Annotated in this window: 20 protein-coding genes; 9 read left to right on the top strand and 11 right to left on the bottom strand. The window is 60.9% G+C overall.

The annotated features are described in order from the left end of the window. Positions 1-28: 28 nt before the first annotated feature. The 4 genes from QRN60_RS06215 to QRN60_RS06200 form a co-directional block, all read right to left on the bottom strand. Complete coding sequence (locus tag QRN60_RS06215; protein WP_256381337.1) at positions 29-526, bottom strand: GNAT family N-acetyltransferase; 498 nt, start codon at positions 524-526, stop codon at positions 29-31. Beyond that, positions 517-1,998, bottom strand: a complete 1,482-nt coding sequence (gatA, locus tag QRN60_RS06210; protein WP_059753190.1) for an Asp-tRNA(Asn)/Glu-tRNA(Gln) amidotransferase subunit GatA — start codon at positions 1,996-1,998, stop codon at positions 517-519. Before gatA ends, QRN60_RS06215 begins: the two co-directional genes overlap by 10 nt. 55 nt (positions 1,999-2,053) lie before the next feature. Further along, positions 2,054-2,341, bottom strand: a complete 288-nt coding sequence (gene gatC, locus QRN60_RS06205) for an Asp-tRNA(Asn)/Glu-tRNA(Gln) amidotransferase subunit GatC (protein ID WP_003496362.1) — start codon at positions 2,339-2,341, stop codon at positions 2,054-2,056. Positions 2,342-2,465: 124 nt separating this feature from the next. After that, the gene (locus QRN60_RS06200; RefSeq protein WP_003502462.1) at positions 2,466-3,170 is read right to left on the bottom strand and encodes a metal-dependent hydrolase; all 705 of its coding nucleotides are present in this window, start codon (positions 3,168-3,170) and stop codon (positions 2,466-2,468) included. A gap of 84 nt (positions 3,171-3,254) precedes the next feature. On the opposite strand from QRN60_RS06200, the gene QRN60_RS06195 reads away from it, so the two are divergent. Continuing rightward, positions 3,255-3,557 (top strand): alkylphosphonate utilization protein, encoded by a 303-nt coding sequence (locus QRN60_RS06195; protein ID WP_003502460.1) that lies wholly within the window; start codon positions 3,255-3,257, stop codon positions 3,555-3,557. 14 nt (positions 3,558-3,571) lie between these two features. Then, positions 3,572-4,051: a Holliday junction resolvase RuvX gene (gene ruvX, locus QRN60_RS06190; RefSeq protein ID WP_003502458.1), complete on the top strand. Its 480-nt coding sequence runs from the start codon at positions 3,572-3,574 to the stop codon at positions 4,049-4,051. Here the strand turns inward: ruvX and QRN60_RS06185 are convergent. From QRN60_RS06185 to QRN60_RS06160, 6 genes are all read right to left on the bottom strand, one after another. Then, a complete protein-coding gene (locus QRN60_RS06185; RefSeq protein ID WP_003502456.1) occupies positions 4,003-4,320 on the bottom strand; it encodes a DUF6105 family protein in 318 nt (105 codons plus the stop codon). The genes ruvX and QRN60_RS06185 overlap by 49 nt on opposite strands. After that, complete coding sequence (locus QRN60_RS06180; RefSeq protein WP_003502454.1) at positions 4,317-4,451, bottom strand: hypothetical protein; 135 nt, start codon at positions 4,449-4,451, stop codon at positions 4,317-4,319. Before QRN60_RS06180 ends, QRN60_RS06185 begins: the two co-directional genes overlap by 4 nt. A gap of 276 nt (positions 4,452-4,727) precedes the next feature. Further along, a complete protein-coding gene (locus QRN60_RS06175; protein WP_003502452.1) occupies positions 4,728-5,372 on the bottom strand; it encodes a TetR/AcrR family transcriptional regulator in 645 nt (214 codons plus the stop codon). A gap of 155 nt (positions 5,373-5,527) precedes the next feature. Next, positions 5,528-6,139 carry a GNAT family N-acetyltransferase gene (locus tag QRN60_RS06170; RefSeq protein WP_003502450.1) on the bottom strand — a complete coding sequence of 204 codons (612 nt, stop codon included), beginning with the start codon at positions 6,137-6,139 and terminating at the stop codon, positions 5,528-5,530. Positions 6,140-6,291: 152 nt separating this feature from the next. Continuing rightward, positions 6,292-7,944 (bottom strand): acyl-CoA dehydrogenase family protein, encoded by a 1,653-nt coding sequence (locus QRN60_RS06165; protein ID WP_003502448.1) that lies wholly within the window; start codon positions 7,942-7,944, stop codon positions 6,292-6,294. Positions 7,945-8,081: 137 nt separating this feature from the next. After that, complete coding sequence (locus tag QRN60_RS06160) at positions 8,082-8,660, bottom strand: LysE family translocator (protein WP_035212507.1); 579 nt, start codon at positions 8,658-8,660, stop codon at positions 8,082-8,084. A 291-nt stretch (positions 8,661-8,951) separates the two neighbouring features. On the opposite strand from QRN60_RS06160, the gene QRN60_RS06155 reads away from it, so the two are divergent. The 5 genes from QRN60_RS06155 (at position 8,952) to dprA (ending at position 13,681) form a co-directional block, all read left to right on the top strand. Next, positions 8,952-9,383 (top strand): DUF6841 family protein, encoded by a 432-nt coding sequence (locus QRN60_RS06155; RefSeq protein ID WP_107675478.1) that lies wholly within the window; start codon positions 8,952-8,954, stop codon positions 9,381-9,383. Positions 9,384-9,621: 238 nt separating this feature from the next. Further along, positions 9,622-10,563, top strand: a complete 942-nt coding sequence (locus QRN60_RS06150; protein WP_003502441.1) for an aspartate carbamoyltransferase catalytic subunit — start codon at positions 9,622-9,624, stop codon at positions 10,561-10,563. Then, positions 10,560-11,852 carry a dihydroorotase gene (locus tag QRN60_RS06145; protein ID WP_112977639.1) on the top strand — a complete coding sequence of 431 codons (1,293 nt, stop codon included), beginning with the start codon at positions 10,560-10,562 and terminating at the stop codon, positions 11,850-11,852. The genes QRN60_RS06150 and QRN60_RS06145 overlap by 4 nt, the downstream gene beginning before the upstream one ends. Positions 11,853-11,900: 48 nt before the next feature. Then, positions 11,901-12,518 carry a glycerol-3-phosphate 1-O-acyltransferase PlsY gene (gene plsY / locus QRN60_RS06140; protein WP_161974062.1) on the top strand — a complete coding sequence of 206 codons (618 nt, stop codon included), beginning with the start codon at positions 11,901-11,903 and terminating at the stop codon, positions 12,516-12,518. A 20-nt stretch (positions 12,519-12,538) separates the two neighbouring features. Then, positions 12,539-13,681, top strand: a complete 1,143-nt coding sequence (dprA, locus tag QRN60_RS06135) for a DNA-processing protein DprA (protein ID WP_080866098.1) — start codon at positions 12,539-12,541, stop codon at positions 13,679-13,681. On the opposite strand, the gene QRN60_RS06130 is transcribed toward dprA, so the two are convergent. Further along, positions 13,634-13,867, bottom strand: a complete 234-nt coding sequence (locus QRN60_RS06130) for a hypothetical protein (RefSeq protein ID WP_020012349.1) — start codon at positions 13,865-13,867, stop codon at positions 13,634-13,636. The two genes, dprA and QRN60_RS06130, sit on opposite strands and share 48 nt — an antisense overlap. 258 nt (positions 13,868-14,125) lie before the next feature. Here QRN60_RS06130 and topA point away from each other — a divergent pair, with 258 nt between their 5' ends. Both topA and rnr read left to right on the top strand, forming a co-directional pair. Further along, the gene (topA, locus tag QRN60_RS06125) at positions 14,126-16,810 is read left to right on the top strand and encodes a type I DNA topoisomerase (RefSeq protein ID WP_129565057.1); all 2,685 of its coding nucleotides are present in this window, start codon (positions 14,126-14,128) and stop codon (positions 16,808-16,810) included. Continuing rightward, positions 16,807-19,161, top strand: a complete 2,355-nt coding sequence (rnr, locus tag QRN60_RS06120) for a ribonuclease R (RefSeq protein WP_111780855.1) — start codon at positions 16,807-16,809, stop codon at positions 19,159-19,161. Before topA ends, rnr begins: the two co-directional genes overlap by 4 nt. The last annotated feature ends 10 nt before the right edge of the window (positions 19,162-19,171 follow it).

Below are 19,171 nucleotides of genomic sequence, written 5' to 3'. Positions count from 1 at the left end.
GAGAATCAGCCTCGACCGTAAAAGCGGGTTATGGCGAGAGCCTGCGCTCGAGCTTCACCTTTTCAAGCTCGACTTTCATGATGTCGGACCATTCCATGCCGCGCCAGACGATCTCAAATCCGCAACGCTCGTAAAGACCGATGGCTGCGCGGTTTCTGGCATGGGTGTCGATGGTGGCAAGCGGCAGGCCTTGCGCGCGCATCTTGTTGAGAAAATGAAGGATCAGGGCTTTGCCGATCCCCTTGCCTTGCCAGTTCGGGTCCACCCAGAGATCGGAAATGTGATGCGGCGCCGCATCGCATGCGCCCCAGCCGGCAACCACGCCTCCCATTTCAGCGACGACAACATCACCAGTTGGAGACTTGGCGAAACTCTCGAATTCGCCCCTCACCCGCTCGATGACATCAGGATCGAGATAGCTGTCGTCGAAGGCCTCGCCGGAACGCCAGGCGGCAAAACCGACAAAGCCGACCGCATCGCGATCGGCTTCGTTCATCTGTCTAAGCTTGAGGCCGCTTACCACCACTTGGCGGGGGTGAACTTGCCGGCTGCCTGCTCGATGGCGTGGGCCGTCTTGAACAACGTTTCTTCGTCGAATGGCTTGCCGATGAGCTGCAGGCCAAGCGGTAGGCCCTTGCCGTCAAGGCCGGCCGGAACCGAAAGGCCGGGAAGGCCGGCCATGTTGACGGTGATGGTGAAAACGTCCTGCAGATACATCTTCACCGGATCGGAGGCGAGTTCCTCGTCGCCGACTGCGAAGGCGGAGGACGGGGTGATCGGCGCCAGAATGGCGTCGACGCCTTCGTGGAAGACGTTTTCGAAGTCACGCTTGATCAGCGTGCGAACCTTCTGCGCCTTCAGGTAATAGGCGTCGTAATAACCGGCCGACAGCACATAGGTGCCGACCATGATGCGGCGCTGCACTTCCTTGCCGAAACCGGCGGCGCGGCTCTTTTCGTACATGTCGGCAATGTCCTTGCCGTCGACGCGCAGGCCGTAACGCACGCCGTCATAACGGGCAAGGTTGGACGAGGCTTCCGCCGGTGCGACGATGTAATAGGCAGGCAGCGCGTATTTGGTATGCGGCAGCGAGATATCGACAACCTCGGCGCCGGCATCGCGCAGCCATTCCACGCCCTTGGCCCAGAGCTTTTCGATTTCTTCCGGCATGCCGTCAACGCGGTATTCCCTGGGGATACCGATCTTCAGGCCCTTCAGCGACTGGCCGATGGCCTTTTCGTAATCCGGCACCGGCAGGTCGACCGAGGTCGTATCCTTGGCGTCAACGCTTGCCATGGTCTTCAACAGGATAGCGGCGTCGCGCACGTCACGGGCGATCGGGCCGGCCTGATCGAGCGAGGAGGCATAGGCAACGATGCCGAAGCGTGAGCAACGGCCATAGGTGGGCTTGATGCCAACGGTGCCGGTAAAGGCTGCCGGCTGGCGAATGGAGCCGCCCGTGTCGGTTGCGGTGGCGCCGGCGCAGAGATGCGCGGCCACGGCAGCGGCCGAACCGCCGGAGGAACCGCCGGGCACGAGCTTCTGCTCTGAGCCGTTGGCGCGCCAGGGATTGATGGCCGGACCGTACCAGGAGCTTTCGTTGGACGAGCCCATGGCGAATTCGTCCATGTTGAGCTTGCCGAGCATGACGGCGCCCTGATCCCAGAGATTCTGGGTAACGGTGGATTCATATTTCGGCTTGAAGCCATCGAGAACATGCGAACACGCCTGCGTGTGGATGTCACGGGTGGCGAAAAGGTCCTTCACACCAAGCGGAACGCCTTCCAGCTCGCCAGCCGAACCGGACGCGATACGGCCATCGGAGGCTTTCGCCATGTCACGCGCCTTTTCAGGCGTGGTTACGACATAGGCGTTCAGCGCGCCGTTCGCCGCGTCGATGGCGGAGAGATAGGCGTCGGTCAGCTCAAGGGCGGAAAACTCTTTCGCCTTCAGCTTTTCGCGGGCTTCGGCAATGGTCAGGCTCGTCAGGTCGGTCATGATCGGCAACGGCTTTCGAAATCTTGGAAAAATCGGGCGGCAAACGGCGGTCGGCTTATTCGACCACTTTCGGGACCATGAAGAAATCCCGGTCGGTCGCAGGCGCATTGGCGACAATGTCTTCCGCCTTGTTGCCGTCGGTCACCACGTCGGCACGCTTTTTCATCTCCACCGGGGTGACTGATGTCATCGGCTCGACGCCGTCGACATTCACTTCCGAAAGCTGCTCCACGAAACCGAGTATGCCGTTCAGCTGGCCGAGCATATTCTGTGCTTCTTCTTCGCTGACGGCGATACGGGCAAGGCGCGCAACGCGCTTTACGGTGGCGAGATCGACGGACATGGTTCTACTCCGGTAGGAATTTTCCTACCCGCTATAATCACCATGTCCGCCATTCGCAACGGTAGAAAGCATGTCGCGTCAAAGTGTGAGGTGCTTTTGCGTCACGACATGCCTGAGCAAAACGTCAGAAGGACAGCGTATCGCCCGCCTTAGGCGTGTGGACACGGGCTTCCGACCCCTCCATGCCGGTCACGAACTTCTCCGGCGTCTGGTCGATGATCGGGAAGGAGCCATAGTGGCAGGGAATGACATTCTCGAACTTGAAGAAGCGCTGGCAGGCGAGCGCCGCGACGGCTCCGCCCATGGTGAAGCGGTCGCCAATCGGCACGAGGCCGATATCCGGCTGGTGCAGTTCATTGATCAGCTTCATGTCGGAAAAGATGTCGGTATCGCCCATGTGATAAACGGCCGGACCGTCTTCGAAATGCAGCATCAGGCCATTGGCACTGCCGAGCGAATGGGAGACGCCATCCTCGGTGATCTGGGCGGAGGAATGCAGTGCATTGGTGAAGGTGACGGAAAAACCGTCAAAATGCACCGTGCCGCCGGTATTACCCATATCGACCTTCGCGACACCCTTGGCGGAAAGCCATGCGGCAAGATCGGCATTGGCCAGTACGGTTGCACCCGTCTCGCGCGCAAGCTGAACGGTGTCGCCGACATGGTCGCCATGGCCGTGGGTCAGGAGAATATGAGTGATGCCTTCGGCCGCCGACTTCCCATCCTGTCCGGCAAAACCGGGGTTGCCGGTGAAGAACGGATCGATGAGGATCTTCGCGCTACCGTTTTCGAGGCGGAAGGCGGAATGGCCGAGCCAGGTGATTTTCATGGGAAGTTCTCCTTTGTATTACCGGTATATTATGACATAGGACGGCCTGAACAACCGCACTACCAATATTTAAGAGAGGCGACCATGGCCGCAAATGATGACGAGTACGTGTATGACGAGGCGACCGGTGAATGGCGACCGGCCTCCGAACTGGCTGCAGAAGCGGCGCGTGCGAACGAAGTACGCGATGCGGCGGGCAATGTGCTTGAAGATGGCGATTCCGTCACCCTGATCAAGGATTTGAAGGTCAAGGGCACCAACACGGTCATCAAGCAGGGCACCGTCATCAAGTCGATCCGCCTGACAGACAATCCGGAAGAGATCGATTGCAGGCATGATGCGGTCAAGGGTCTTGTGCTGCGCACTGAATTCGTCCGCAAACGGTAAGGACAGCGCGCGACATGGCAATACTCACCATCGAGGAACTGGCGCAGACGCTTCAGCCCGCGCAGGCAATTGCCGGCCTCGACCTCGGCACAAAGACCATCGGGCTTGCCATGTCAGACCTGTCGCGGCGCTTTGCAACGCCGCGTCCGGTCATCAAACGGGTGAAATTCACGCAGGATGCGGAAGTGCTGCTGGCCTTCGCCGAAAAGGAAAAAGTTTCCGCCTTCATCATCGGCCTGCCCATGAACATGGATGGTTCGGCCGGTCCCCGCGTGCAGGCAACGCGCGCCTTCGTGCGCACCATGGGTGAAAAAACCGCCCTGCCCTTCATCTTCTGGGATGAGCGGCTTTCAACAGTCGCGGCCGAGCGCGCATTGCTGGAAATGGACGTCTCACGCGCCAAACGGGCCGAACGTATCGATTCGGCCGCCGCGAGCTTCATTCTTCAGGGCGCGCTGGACAGGCTTTCCGCACTCACCCGCGCGGCCGACTGACGGCCCTGCCACCAGGCGGCAATCTGCTTTCTCTTGCGGAATGCGAGAATCGCAAAAACGATCAGACTGTCTAGCGCGATGGCGCGCGCCACCAGCGGCGGCAGGCTTTCCGGTGGCAGGCCGAGAATATTGCCGTATATCTCGAACACCAGATCATGGGTCTGCCGCGTCAGCATGTAGAAGCCGAAGCTCATGTCGTAATAGGAAAGCCAGTACCAGCTGCCCAGCAATGCGACGGGACCGGCCCAGAGTATCAGAAACCACTTCATGCCACCTGCCCCCGCGCCAACACCGCATCGGGAAAGCCGGCAAGCACCGCCCAGCGCGCCACGGCCATCAGGCAGAGGTTCAGCGCCGGCACGTCGATATCCAACGGCAGCATCACAAAAAACGTCATCATGACGCCTAAAGCTGTCCAGCGGCTCACTTGCGGCTCCCTTATGCGCAGTCATTGCGCATGGTTAACATTTCGTTAATCCACACTGGACCGGCAGCCCGGGCGAGGCAAATGAAAGCTGTCATTATGGTTAATGACGGGCGGCCGGCATGTGGAAAAGCATGTGATCCCGTGAACGACCGGATGCGCCGGGCGGTTGCCGACCGGGTGAAAACATGGCTGATTTTTCTTTAACGCGCTGGTCCTGAACGTGACCGCCCTACACCTGCTGAAGCCGGTTCAGCCGTAAACGCCACGCACCAGTCTTTTGACGGCAGTGGAGATCTTGTCCCAGTCCCGGTCCGATTTGAGCGGCACGCCGGCAAACTGGCCGCTGGTGGCAGCGGAGATGACGAGGTGCTGGATGGCGGCGAACAGCACGGCATTGACCGCCGCTGTATCCACGCCCTTCGGCGCCGCCAGCGAACCACGCATGCGCTCCAGCCACTTGCCCAGCGACTTGGCGCGGGCTTCGGCCAGCTGACGCACCTGCGGTGAACCGTCAGAGACTTCCCAGGCGATGATCTTGCAGACGAGAGGATCGCTGCGCAGCGCATCCATGAAATAAAGCGCCAGCTTTTCCATGAGATCGCCATAGGTCAAAAGAAACATGCCGCCGGTGTCCTCGGGAATGCGATCCTTCACCCAGGAGCCGAGATCCTCGCCGATCGCCTCGATCAGGCCATCGAGGCCGCCGAAATAACGGTAGATCAGCTGCTTGTCGCAGCCGGCGCGGCGGGCGACGGCGTTGATGCCGAAACCCTGAAATCCCTCTTCGGCGAGCAGCGATCGCGCCGCGTTAAAAATCGCCTTCTCGGTCTGAGCGCGATCCTTGATGCGCTTTTCCGGTCTGTCGGCTGAAATCGCCTCTGCGGTCGCCAGCATGATTCCCTACCCGTTTTCTGAAAGGCCTTTCTCAACGGGTTAACAAAGCATGAAGGGAAGAACAATGTGGCAGGGCGGATGGACGGAAGGTTCCTGTGGATGAAGGGTAGCCGACGTGAACAATCCCGAACCCATGTTCCGCGGAATCAGCCGGTTTATTCCAGCGCCATGCCGAACCAGACGCTACCGGGCGTTTCGTGGCTTTCGAGGCGTTTGAAGCCGCGGGTTTCCCAGAAGCGCATGCCCGCATGGTTGCGTTCGCTGGCGCCGAGGTGGATGCCGTAAACATTGTTCTGTCTTGCCATATCGAGCCAGCGCGACAGAAGCCGGGTGCCGCCGCCCTTGCCCTGCGTGCGCGGCAGGAGGTTCATGTGAATATGGGCCGGAAACGGATCGGTGAGCCAGGTGGGCGTGCGGCGCGGATGGTGGATGAACTGGGCCCGGCGCTGATCGGCGTCCCATGTCTGCTGGTCGCCGCCGGGATCGGGGTAAAGGGTGCGCAGATGCGGCCACCATTCCCGCTCCAGCCGCTCTTCGTGCACCGCCGTATCGAGCGCGCCGACGATATAACCGCACACACCCTCCTCATCCTCAGCCACAAAAACGGCATCGGGCCAGAGATGCAGATAGGGCACGGAATAGATGTGCCCGACCATGCGGCCATCATTGTAAAGCGGGGTAGCATCCTGCCCGGCATCGCCGGTGGCAAGGCTTATGGCGTAGAGCGCGTCTTCATCCTCAGCGCGGGCGGAACGGAAGGTCAGCATTGGCAGCCGCCTTCCCTTGCCGCGCATCGATGCGCGAAGCTGTCGTGACAGATAAGAACGTGACAGATAAGAACAAGCCTTACGCCATTGCTGTTTGTCAAATCCGAGACCCCTCCCGCCAGGACTGCAAAACCTTCATCCGCATGCATCGGTCAAGATGCAGGCGGATAAAGAAGATCGATTATATAATTCGGATCGAAGCGGGAATCGAGCATGCCGTAAGTATGCCGCCAGCCGCCCGCCAGACGGGTTTCGAGGAAGGCATCCGCGATTTTGCCGGCGCCAAGGCGGCAAAGCTCGGCGGCAGCGGCCGCGAGTGCAAACTGCTCCACCAATAGACGGGCCGCCCCCTCGTCACGTTCGGCAAGGGCGATCGCGGCGCGCAGCACGTCGGTGGTCTTCTTGCCGGCAGGTCCGAGATCACGCTCCAGCGTCTGGAAGACGAGATCGAACAGGTCCTTGCCGCGCTGGAGAACCCGCAGCACATCCAGCGCCATGACGTTGCCGGAGCCTTCCCAGATGGCGTTGACGGGCGCTTCGCGATAGTGGCGGGCAATCGGCCGCTCTTCAACGTAACCATTGCCGCCAAGGCACTCCATGGCCTCGTAGATGAGGGCCGGCGCGATCTTGCAGCACCAGTATTTCACGATGGGCGTCATTACCCGCGCATAGGCGGCTTCGGCCGGATTGTTGCGGGCGGCATCAAACGCCGTCGCCAGCCGGAAGGAGAGCGCAGTGGAGGCCGCCACATCCAGCGCCATGTCGGCGAGAACGCGCGTCATGATCGGCTGGGTAACCAGCATCTTGCCAAAAACCGAACGACCGCGGGCATAATGCACCGCTTCGGCAAGCGAGGCGCGCATCATGCCTGATGATGCCAGCGCGCAGTCCAGCCGCGTCAGCGTCACCATGTCGAGGATCGTGCGGATGCCGCTGCCGGGATCGCCCAGCAGATAACCGAACGCATCGGTGAATTCGACTTCGGCTGATGCATTGGAGCGGTTGCCGAGCTTGTCCTTCAGGCGCTGGAAGTGCAGGCCGTTCTTCGAACCATCCTCCAGATAACGCGGCACAAGGAAGCAGCCCATGCCGTCGCCCATCTGGGCGAGCATGACGAAACCATCGCTCATCGGCGCGGAAAGGAACCATTTGTGGCCGGACAGGCGATAGATGCCCTCACCCACCCGCTCCGCCGTGGTGCGATTGGCGCGCACATCCGTGCCGCCCTGCTTTTCCGTCATGCCCATGCCGATGGTGACGGCGGTTTTCTGCAGGCCCGGTTTCTGCGAGGAATCATATTTGCGCGACAGGATCTTCGGCGCCCATTCCTTCTGCACGCGCGGCGAGGCCATGATGGCGGCAACGGAGGCGCTGGTCATGGTGAGCGGGCAGAGATGGCCGGCCTCGAGCTGCGAGGTCAGGTAGAATTTCGTGGCGCGCGCCTTGTGTTCATTGCCGCGCGTATCGGGAGAGTTCTCCCAGACGCTGGAATGCAGGCCCGATGACATGGAACGGCGCATCAGCGCGTGCCAGGCGGGATGGAACTCGACCTGATCCAGACGTTCGCCGCGCGGGCCGTGGGTGTGCAGCTGCGGCACGCCCTGATTGGCCATGCGCGCCAGTTCCTGCGCCTCATGCGAAGTGACGTAGCGGCCGAGCTGGTCGAACTCGTCCCTCAGATTGCGCGACAGGCCGGACGTGAGATCGACGATCAGCGGATCGGAACGATAGGCGTTGATACCGGACCAGAGGCTTGGCTGGTTCAGTTCGGCGAGCGTTTCTTCTGTCCGGGAATTCTGGGTCATCCGCTGCTTCTAGCTGTTTTGTACTGGCGTTGCATAGTGGGGTGATATTGCATAATTCCACCCGCAGGAAGCGATTGAGACGATTAAACCGCCGCTTTCAGCATTTTTCGGGAGTGCCCCTGATTTAGGTATCCGGCCTAGAGAATGCCAAACACGTTTCCGGCAAGACCGAGCGACAGCACCAGAAGGAAGCCCGAGGCGGTGCCGCGCACGAGCCTCGGCGAAGACTGGCCCGCATGGCGGATGAGAAGCGCCCCTGCAAACAGCCACACAAGCGCCGCGAAAGCCACGAGAGCAGAAAACAGCAGTATATATGGCCATATCTGGGTCAGCGGCGCCTGTGGCAACAAGACAAGGCCGACGATCAGCCCCTTCGGGTTAAGACAGGTGGTGACGAAAACCCGACGAGGAGTGATCGCCTCACCGATTGGCGCCGAAGACGGTAGGGTCCACAGCCGAACGGCCAGAAATGCGACCCAGATAGCGGCACAGAGCTTGATGGCCTGCGCAAGGCCCGTATGCATCTTCAGAAAATCGGAAAACAGCACAGCAAGCGCAAGGATGACCAGCAGATAGCCGGCGATTTCACCGATCATCAAAGGCAGCGACGCTCGGACACCACGACCGGCACCGGAAAGCGCCAGAAGCGTGTTCGTCGGGCCAGGCGTCAAAAGCAGGGCCAGTACGGCCAGGGCGAAAACAGAATAGGAATGCATTGCGATAATTCCAGTCAACTGCGTCAAAGGCCGGATCTGGCCCGAGAATTCCACCCGAAACTGCCCAATGCCGCAGGGCGGCGCCTTGATATAAAGCAAGCGGCGAAACATTCCCAACCCGGACCAAATGTCGGGTTCCGCACGGTCAATCCGCTCCGCTTGCGGCAGGCATCCGATCCCGTTTGAAGCACCATCGTCAGGGATTCTGCATAGGCCGCCGCCTGATATGGAACTTGCGACGGGCTTTTTCGGTTGGCGACTTGCTGAACGGCTGCACAGGGGGAGGAAACCATGGAGGCCAGCGTGAGAAAGCTCTTCGAGCGGTATGAGCGATTTTTCAACAAGTCTCTCAAAGGCGACATGGATATGGAGGAGGTCGCCTCCCTCTATGCCTCCGACTTCATCGCCGCATCCCCTGCCGGGGTGATGACCGGAAAGAACGACGACCACTTAAAGCAGGTCATGAAGAAGGGTTATGACCGCTATCGAGCGATCGGAACGAAGGAGATGCGGATCCGCAATATCCGTATCTCGCCGATCGATGAACATCATTGCGTCGCCCACGTTGCCTGGACAGCGAACTTTACCCGCAAGCAACAATCGGATGTCGCAATCAACTTCGATGTTCACTATTTCGTCCAGAGGCTGGAAGGAGCGCCGAGAGTTTTCGGCTGGGCGTCAGGCGACGAGCAGGCGCTTTTGAAGGAGCATGGCGTCATCTGATGCATGCTCGGACCATCGTCAGGCCACTTGTCCACTAGGGTTGGGGAAACATCGCCATGTTTTCATTTCAGGGGTTGCGGGCGCTTGCCCCGCGACCGTGCAATCTCTATAGAGCGCAGGACCGAATTCCGCGGCACTCCTGAGGCGTGTTCACAGCGAATGGGAGCGCACGGATCAGCATTCGGGCGTTCCGGGCATTTTCACGGGAAAATGCGGCGCCCGTCAGGAGGCAAACCGCATGGTCTTCTTCCCCCATCGCCATCTCCTCGGCATCAAGGGGCTTTCCCATCAGGATATCACCCTGCTTCTCGACAAGGCCGATGAGGCGGTGAAAATCAGCCGCCAGCGCGAGAAAAAGACCTCGACGCTCCGGGGCCTCACCCAGATCAATCTGTTCTTCGAAGCCTCGACGCGCACGCAATCCTCCTTCGAGCTTGCCGGAAAACGTCTCGGCGCAGACGTGATGAACATGTCAGTCGGCAATTCCTCGGTGAAGAAGGGCGAAACGCTGATCGACACGGCGATGACGCTGAACGCCATGCGCCCGGATGTGCTGGTCGTGCGCCACTCCTCCGCCGGCGCCGCCGCTCTTCTCGCACAGAAGGTCGCCTGCTCCGTGGTCAATGCCGGCGACGGCCAGCATGAGCACCCGACACAGGCCCTGCTCGATGCGCTGACCATCCGTCGCGCCAAGGGCGAGCTTTCGGGTATCACGGTGGCGATCTGCGGCGACGTGCTGCATTCGCGCGTGGCTCGCTCCAACATCATCCTGCTCAACCAGATGGGCGCGCGCGTGCGCGTCGTCGCCCCTGCCACGCTTCTACCATCAGGCATTCGCGACATGAGCGTGGAAGTCTTCCACGACATGAAGGAAGGGCTGAAGAATGCCGACGTGGTGATGATGCTGCGGCTGCAGCGTGAACGCATGTCCGGTTCCTTCGTGCCCTCGGTGCGCGAGTATTTCCATTACTACGGTCTCGATGCCGAGAAGCTGAAAGCGGCGAAAGAGGATGCGCTGGTCATGCATCCCGGCCCGATGAACCGTGGCGTGGAAATCGCCTCAGAAGTGGCCGACGGTCCGCAGAGCGTCATCGAAAGCCAGGTGGAAATGGGGGTTGCCGTGCGCATGGCCGTCATGGAAACCCTGCTTGTCTCGCAAAATCAGGGTGAGCGCGTATGAGTGCCGTTACCGTTCTCAACAATCTCCGCATCGTCGATCCTTCCCGTAATCTCGACGAGACCGGCAGCATCGTCATCGGTTCCGATGGCGCTATTCTCGCAGCCGGCAAGGATGCGCATAATCAGGGCGCACCTGAGGGTGCGACGGTGCGCGACTGCAAGGGGCTGCTGGCCGTTCCCGGCCTGGTGGACGCCCGCGTCTTCGTCGGAGAACCCGGCGCCGAACACCGCGAAACCATCGAATCCGCCTCGCGTGCGGCAGCGGCCGGCGGCGTCACCAGCATCATCATGATGCCCGACACCGATCCAGTCATCGACGATATCGCGCTGGTCGAATATGTGAAAAAGACGGCGCGCGACAAGGCGCTCGTCAACGTCCATCCCGCAGCAGCCCTGACCAAGGGTCTGAACGGCGAAGAAATGACCGAGATCGGCATGTTGAAGGAAGCCGGTGCAGTTGCCTTCACCAACGGCCGCAGGGCGCTTTCCGACACGCTGGTGCTGCGCCGCGCCATGACCTATGCGCGCGAACTGGGCGCTGTCATCGCGCTTGAAACCCGCGACAAATATATCGGCGGCGGCGATATGAATGAAGGGCTTTTCGCAAGCTGGCTCGGTCTGTCGGGCATTCCGAAGGAAGCCGAGATCATTCCGCTGGAGCGCGACCTGCGCATTGCCGGGCTGACGCAGGCGATCTACCATGCCGCCAAGATTTCCGTTCCGGAATCGGCAGAAGCGATCCGCGTTGCGCGGCAGCGGGGCGTAAAGGCTACCTGCGGCATCTCGATCAATCACCTCACCCTCAATGAGAACGATATCGGCGAGTACCGGACCTTCTTCAAACTCTCGCCACCGCTGCGCGCCGAAGACGACCGCAAAGCCATGGTGGAAGCGCTGAAGGACGGCACGATCGATATCATCGTCTCCTCGCACGACCCGCAGGATGTCGACACCAAGCGCCTGCCGTTTTCGGATGCGGCGAGTGGCGCGATCGGGCTTGAAACCCTGCTGGCGGCGGCGCTGCGCCTGCATCACAGCGGCGAGGTTCCGCTGATACGGTTGATCGATGCGCTCTCCACCCGCCCGGCCAGGATTTTCGGACTGGATGCGGGAACGCTGAAGGCTGGCGCGAAGGCCGATATCACCCTGATCGACCTCGACGAACCGTGGCTTGTGGCCAAGGAACAGCTGGTCTCGAAATCCAAGAACACGCCGTTCGAGGATGCCCGTTTCAGCGGCCGCGCGGTCGCCACTTATGTGGCTGGCAAAGCCGTTCATTCCTTGGCATAAGATCACCAACAGAGATCACGCGGCCGGCGCGACAGAGGGGACGTTTGAATGAGTGCTTTGACTGACTGGCAGACGGCGCCTGCCCTTCTCGCGCTGGCAGCGCTGATTGGCTATCTGTTCGGTTCCATCCCCTTTGGCCTCATTCTCACCCGCATGGCGGGGCTGGGCGACGTGCGCAAGATTGGCTCCGGTAATATCGGCGCGACCAATGTGCTGCGCACCGGCAACAAGAAACTTGCGGCGGCTACCCTGCTGCTTGACGCACTGAAGGGCACGGCGGCCGTGCTGGTCGCCAATGCGCTCTGGGGTTATGAGGCTTCGCTGGTCGCCGGTTTCTTCGCCTTTCTCGGCCACCTGTTTCCGGTTTGGCTCGGCTTCAAGGGCGGCAAGGGTGTGGCCACCTATATCGGCGTGCTCCTGGGCGTAGCCCCGCTGATGATGCTGGCCTTTGCCCTGATCTGGCTCGCGACCGCCTTCATCACCCGCTATTCCTCGCTGTCGGCGCTGCTTGCCATGCTGGTTATTCCTGTGGCCCTCTGGGTGCTCGGACCTGAAAAGACGGCGCTGCTGGTGACGCTGCTCAGCGTGATTTCCTGGTGGAAGCACCGCGAGAATATTATGCGCCTGCTGGCGGGTACGGAAAGCAGGATCGGGCAAAAGGGCTGAGACCCATTTGAGGATATGCCATGCCGCATGAGGAAACGACACGGCAGGGCATAGAGCTTTCCGCGCGGCAGCGTGTCGCCTGGCTGAGGCTGATCCGCAGCGACAATATCGGTCCCGTTACCTTCCGCGAACTCATCAATCATTTCGGCAGCGCCGAAAAGGCGCTCGACGCCCTGCCCGAGCTTTCACGGCGGGGCGGCTCCTCCCGCAGCCCGCGCATCGCGACACAGGCGGAAGCGGAAGGCGAGATCGAAACCGCTGACAAATTCGGCGCGCGTTTCATCGGCATCGGCGAACCGGATTACCCGCCTGCCCTGCGACATCTGGATGGCGCACCACCGCTGATCGCCATGAAGGGATCGGCGGATGCGGCGACAAGGCCCTGCGTCGGCATCGTCGGCTCGCGCAACGCCTCCATCAACGGTGCTAAATTCGCCGCCATGCTGGCGCGCGATTGCGGGCGGGCCGGTTATGCGATCGCCTCCGGTCTGGCGCGCGGCATCGATGCGGCGGCGCACCGGGCAAGCCTTGCAACCGGCACGGTTGCCATGCTGGCAGGCGGTCTCGACCGTCCTTACCCGCAGGAAAATTTCGGGCTGTTGCAGGAGATATACGATCAGGGCGGCGCGACGATCAGTGAAATGCCCTTCGGCTGGGAACCGCGCGCACGGGATTTTCCCCGTCGCAACCGGCTGATATCAGGCGTCTCGCTCGGCGTCGTCATCGTGGAGGCGGCGGAGCGCTCAGGTTCGCTGATCACGGCGCGTCTCGCCGGCGAAGCGGGACGGCTGGTTTTTGCCGTGCCCGGCTCCCCGCTTGATGCACGCTGCGAGGGCACCAACCGGCTGATCAAGGAAGGGGCGATGCTGACCACGGGTGCCGACGATATTCTCGAGGCGCTGCGACCGCTGATGGAGCCGCAACTGCCCTATGACCGCAAGATCGAGGAACCGAGATCCGACACGGAGATGTCACCACCAGGGGACGACGAGCGCAGCATCATCGCCGCCGCTCTCGGTCCCTCGCCCGTGGAAACGGACGATATCATCCGTCACACGGGTTTCTCCGCTGCCACCGTTCATCTGGTGCTGCTGGAGCTTGATATTGCAGGACGTCTAAACCGGCATGCCGGGGGGCGCGTGTCGCTCTTCATCGCGGATTGACAGCTTGCGTCGTCCGCTCTGGATATCACCGACTTCGACATAGGCCATCTCGATTAGATAACACAGCATGTCGGCGCCCTCGCGGCTGGCGACCTGGCGCAGCTCCGCCAGCATCTGGCGAATGTAAGCCAAGTTCTCTCTGGTCCCTTCATTGTCGGCATTATTGTTTGTTGCGTTCGGGACCATATATTTATCCTAAGAATTACGCCTGAAACGAAGAGCATTAAGTAGATTCAAATGATGTTGCCCATCATAACCAATTTACCAAAGATTGCAATACAACAATAGATTATCCATAGGTTGCAATCACCTTGGAGTGATAAAATCGGTCTTGCCTCTTGACCCGCGCGCATTACCTGTCCATGTCGAAATATAAAGAAGGCCAATTGCGGCATTGCGCGGCGATCCGGCCATGTTAACGGACCAGTTCCAGAGAAAAACAATATGAATGTCGTCGTCGTAGAATCTCCTGCCAAAGCCAAGACGATCAACAAGTATCTTGGCCCGGGCTATAAGGTTCTTGCATCCTTTGGCCATGTGAGGGATCTTCCTGCCAAGGACGGATCGGTGCTGCCCGACCAGGATTTCGAAATGTCCTGGGAAGTCGACAGCGCTTCCGCCAAGCGCATGAAGGATATTGCCGATGCGGTAAAATCCTCCGACGGCCTCTTTCTCGCAACCGACCCGGATCGCGAAGGTGAAGCCATTTCCTGGCACGTTCTCGATCTTTTGAAGAAGAAGCGCGTTCTCGGCGACAAGCCGGTCAAGCGCGTGGTCTTCAACGCCATCACCAAAAAGGCGGTGCTGGATGCCATGGCGAACCCGCGCGACATCGACATTCCGCTGGTAGACGCCTATCTCGCCCGCCGTGCGCTGGATTATCTCGTCGGCTTCAACCTGTCGCCGGTGCTGTGGCGCAAGCTGCCCGGCGCGCGCTCGGCCGGCCGCGTGCAGTCCGTTGCGCTGCGTCTCGTCTGTGACCGCGAATCCGAGATCGAGCGTTTCGTTTCCGAAGAGTACTGGAATATCAGCGCGCTTTTGAAGACCCCGCGCGGTGACGAGTTCGAGGCCAAGCTGGTTTCGGCTGACGGCAAGCGATTGCAGAACCGCGCGATCAAGACCGGCGAAGACGCGAACCGGCTGAAGACGCTGCTGGACGGCGCGACTTATGTGGTCGACAGCGTCGAGGCGAAGCCCGTCAAGCGCAATCCCGGCCCGCCCTTCACCACATCGACGCTGCAGCAGGCGGCTTCCTCGCGCATGGGCTTTTCCGCCTCGCGCACCATGCAGGTGGCGCAGAAGCTTTACGAAGGCATCGATATCGGCGGCGAGACCGTCGGTCTGATCACCTATATGCGTACCGACGGCGTGCAGATGGCGCCGGAAGCGATCGATGCCGCCCGCCTTGCCATCGGCGAGCAGTTCGGCGACCGTTACGTCCCGGAAAAGGCGCGTTTCTATTCCACCAAGGCCAAGAACGCCCAGGAAGCGCACGAAGCGATCCGCCCGACCGATTTCAACCGCACGCCGGATCAGGTGAAGCGTTACCTCGATCCCGATCAGCTGCGCCTTTACGACCTGATCTGGAAGCGCGGCATTGCGAGCCAGATGGCCTCTGCCGAAATCGAACGCACCACGGTGGAAATCCTTGCCGACAAGAACGGCGAAAAGGCCGGTCTTCGTGCCGTCGGCTCGGTGATCCGTTTCGACGGTTTCATCGCCGCCTATACCGACCAGAAGGAAGATGGCGAGCAGAGCGACGACGGTGATGACGAAGGCCGTCTGCCGCCGATCAACGAGCGCGAAAACCTCGCCAAGCAGAAGATCAATGCCAGCCAGCATTTCACCGAACCGCCGCCGCGTTATTCGGAAGCCTCGCTGATCAAGAAGATGGAAGAGCTCGGCATCGGCCGTCCTTCCACCTATGCGGCGACGCTGAAAACGCTGAGCGACCGCGAATATATCGTCGTCGACAAACGCAAGCTGATACCGCATTCGCGCGGCCGGCTGGTGACGGCTTTCCTCGAAAGCTTCTTCACCAAGTACGTCGAATACGATTTCACCGCAGCCCTTGAAGAAAAGCTCGACCGCATCTCCGCCGGCGAACTGGACTGGAAGCAGGTTCTGCGTGATTTCTGGAAGGATTTCTTCGCCCAGATCGAAGATACCAAGGAACTGCGCGTCACCAACGTTCTCGATGCGCTGAACGAGGTTCTGGCGCCGCTGGTCTTCCCCAAGCGCGAGGACGGGTCCGATCCGCGCATCTGTCAGGTTTGCGGCACCGGCAATCTTTCGCTGAAGCTCGGCAAATATGGTGCTTTTGTCGGTTGCTCCAACTATCCGGAATGCAACTATACACGCCAGCTGACCTCGGACGGTTCGGAAGCCGAAGCTGCCGCATCGAACGAGCCGAAGGCGCTGGGCGCCGATCCGATGACTGGAGAAGAGCTCACGCTCCGCTCTGGCCGTTTCGGGCCCTATATCCAGCGTGGCGACGGCAAGGAGGCCAAGCGCTCCTCGCTGCCCAAGGGCTGGAAGCCTGAAGATATCGACCACGAAAAGGCTCTGGCGCTCATCAACCTGCCGCGCGATATCGGCAAGCACCCCGAAACCGGCAAGATGATCTCGGCCGGTCTCGGCCGCTACGGACCATTCCTGCTGCATGACGGTTCCTACGCGAACCTCGAAAGCATCGAGGACGTGTTCGCGATCGGCCTCAACCGGGCAGTAACCGTCATTGCCGAGAAACAGAGCAAGGGACCGGGACGCGGCCGCAGCGGCACGCCGGCTGCTCTGAAGGAACTGGGCGACCACCCCGATGGCGGCGCGATCACTGTTCGTGACGGGCGTTACGGCGCTTATGTGAACTGGGGCAAGGTCAACGCGACCATTCCAAAGGGACAGGACCCGGCTTCGGTGACGCTGGACGAGGCGCTGGTGTTGATTGCCGAGCGTATTGCCAAGACCGGCACCGGCGGCAAGCCCGCAAAGGCCAAGAAGACCGCTGCCAAGAAGGCCGATGGTGACGCCGAGGCGAAGCCGAAGGCGACCAAGGCCAAGGCCGCAACAAAGAACAAGACGGCCGCCAAGCCGAAGGCAGCGGCCAAACCCAAGAAGGCAGCAGAGTGAGCAAGGCGCCGCGTCAGAGACAGGGTTCCGCCAGCGACGGTTTCGGACGCACCGGGCGCGGCAAGCGTGTGAATGAAGGTGAAGGCATCATCCATGGCGAGGTGCCTTCCCGCGAAGTGCTGCTGAAATTCATCGCCGACCACCCGCAGCAGGCCTCCAAACGCGAAATCGCCAAGGCTTTCGGCCTGAAGGGTGAAAACCGCGTGGTCCTGAAGGCGCTGCTGAAGGAGCTTGAAACCGATGGCATGGTCCAGAAGAGCCGCAAGTCTCTGACGCGCCCAGGCGGTCTGCCTCCGGTGACGGTTCTCGACATCACCACCCGTGACAAGGACGGCGAACTGATCGGCCGGCCGGCGGAATGGCCGGAGGATCAGGGCGCGGCACCCGCCGTTCTCATCCGCCAGTCATCGCAGGACCGCGGCAAGAAGGCCCCGGCAGCGGGTCTTGGCGATCGTATTCTGGCGAAGATCTTCCCCTCCAAGGAAAGCGCCGGCCCGGCCTATACGGCCCGTGTCGTGAAGCTGATCGACCGCCGCCAGAACGCGCTGCTCGGTGTATTCAAGGAGACGGCAGGCGGCGGCGGACGGCTTATGCCGATCGACCGGCGCGGCGAGGAAATGGTCATCGACCCCGATGGCGTCGGCGATGCAAAGGATGGCGATCTGATCGAGGTGGAAACCTCGCGCAACAGCGGTCGTTATGGCCTGACGCGCGCCAAGGTTCTGTCGGTCATCGGCTCTGTCGCCTCAGAAAAGGCGATCTCGATGATCGCGATCCATTCCCACGGCATTCCGCATATCTTCCCCTCGAACGTTCTTGCCGAGGCGGATGCAGCCAAGGCGGCCAGCATGTCGCACCGCGAGGACTGGCGCGACCTGCCGCTCATAACCATCGATCCGGCCGACGCCAAGGACCATGACGATGCGGTCTATGCCGAGCCCGACACGTCTCCCGACAATCCTGACGGCGTCATCGTCACCGTCGCCATTGCCGATGTCTCCTGGTATGTGCGGCCCGGTTCGCCGCTGGACCGCGAGGCGCTGAAGCGTGGCAACTCCGTCTATTTCCCCGACCGCGTCGTGCCGATGTTGCCGGAGCGCATCTCCAACGATCTCTGCTCGCTGAAGGAAGGCGTTGACCGCCCTGCCCTTGCGGTGCGGATGACCTTTTCGAAGGAAGGCCGCAAGGCGGGCCACACCTTCCACCGCATCATGATGAAGAGCGCGGCGAAGCTTTCCTACCAACAGGCACAGGCAGCCATTGACGGCAGGCCGGACGACAAGACCGGTACGCTGCTGGAACCTATCCTGAAGCCGCTGTGGCATGCCTATGAGGTGATGAAGCGCGGCCGTGACCGCCGCCAGCCGCTGGAACTCGACATGCCGGAGCGCAAGATCCTGCTTCGGCCTGATGGTACGGTGGACAAGGTCGTCATTCCCGAACGCCTCGATGCGCATAAGCTGATCGAAGAAATGATGATCCAGGCGAACGTCGCCGCCGCCGAGACGCTGGAAAAGAAAAAGCAGCCGCTGGTCTATCGCATCCACGATGCGCCCACGCTTTCCAAGCAGGAGGTTTTGCGCGAATTCCTTGGTACCATCGGCATTACCATGGCCAAGGGAGCGGCCATGCGCGCCAATTCCTTCAATGGCATTCTGGCTCGCGCACTCGACACGCCGCACCAGATCATGGTCAACGAGATGGTGCTGCGCAGCCAGAGCCAGGCGATCTACAGCCCTGAGAATATCGGTCACTTCGGCCTCAACCTGATGAAATACGCGCATTTCACCTCGCCGATCCGCCGTTATGCCGACCTGATCGTGCATCGCGCGCTGGTGGGCTCTCTGGGACTGGGTGAAGGCGGCATCACTCCGCAGGAAGAAGCGACGCTGGACGATATCGCCGCCGAAATCTCCACCTTCGAGCGGCGCGCCATGGCCGCCGAGCGCGACACCATCAACCGCCTCATCGCGCATCATCTGTCTGAACGGGTGGGCGAAGAATTCGAGGGCCGCGTCGGCGGTGTCACCAAGGCGGGACTTTTTGTCGCGCTGCCGCAATTTGGCGCTGATGGTTTTGTTCCTATATCTACACTCGGAACCGATTATTTCCTCTATGATGAGGCCCATCAGGCCCTGACAGGGGAAAAGACCGGCCTCGGCTACCAGCTTGGCGATACGGTTCAGGTGCGGCTTGCGGAAGCGGTGCCTTTGGCAGGTGCGCTGCGTTTCGATATGCTGAGCCCGGGGCGCAAGATGCCGGTCGGCTCGCGGTCGTTCCACAAGGCAGGCCGGCGGACATCTCGTCTTGCCGCCAAGCCTGGAACACGTCCGCCGAGAAGGCGACGATAACAAGACCGCT

It is taken from the genome of Agrobacterium sp. CFBP2214 (genome assembly GCF_030209895.1).
GTDB lineage: Bacteria > Pseudomonadota > Alphaproteobacteria > Rhizobiales > Rhizobiaceae > Agrobacterium > Agrobacterium radiobacter.
The sequence above is the reverse complement of the archived record's forward strand: the minus strand, read 5'-3'. Positions and strand labels throughout refer to the sequence as shown.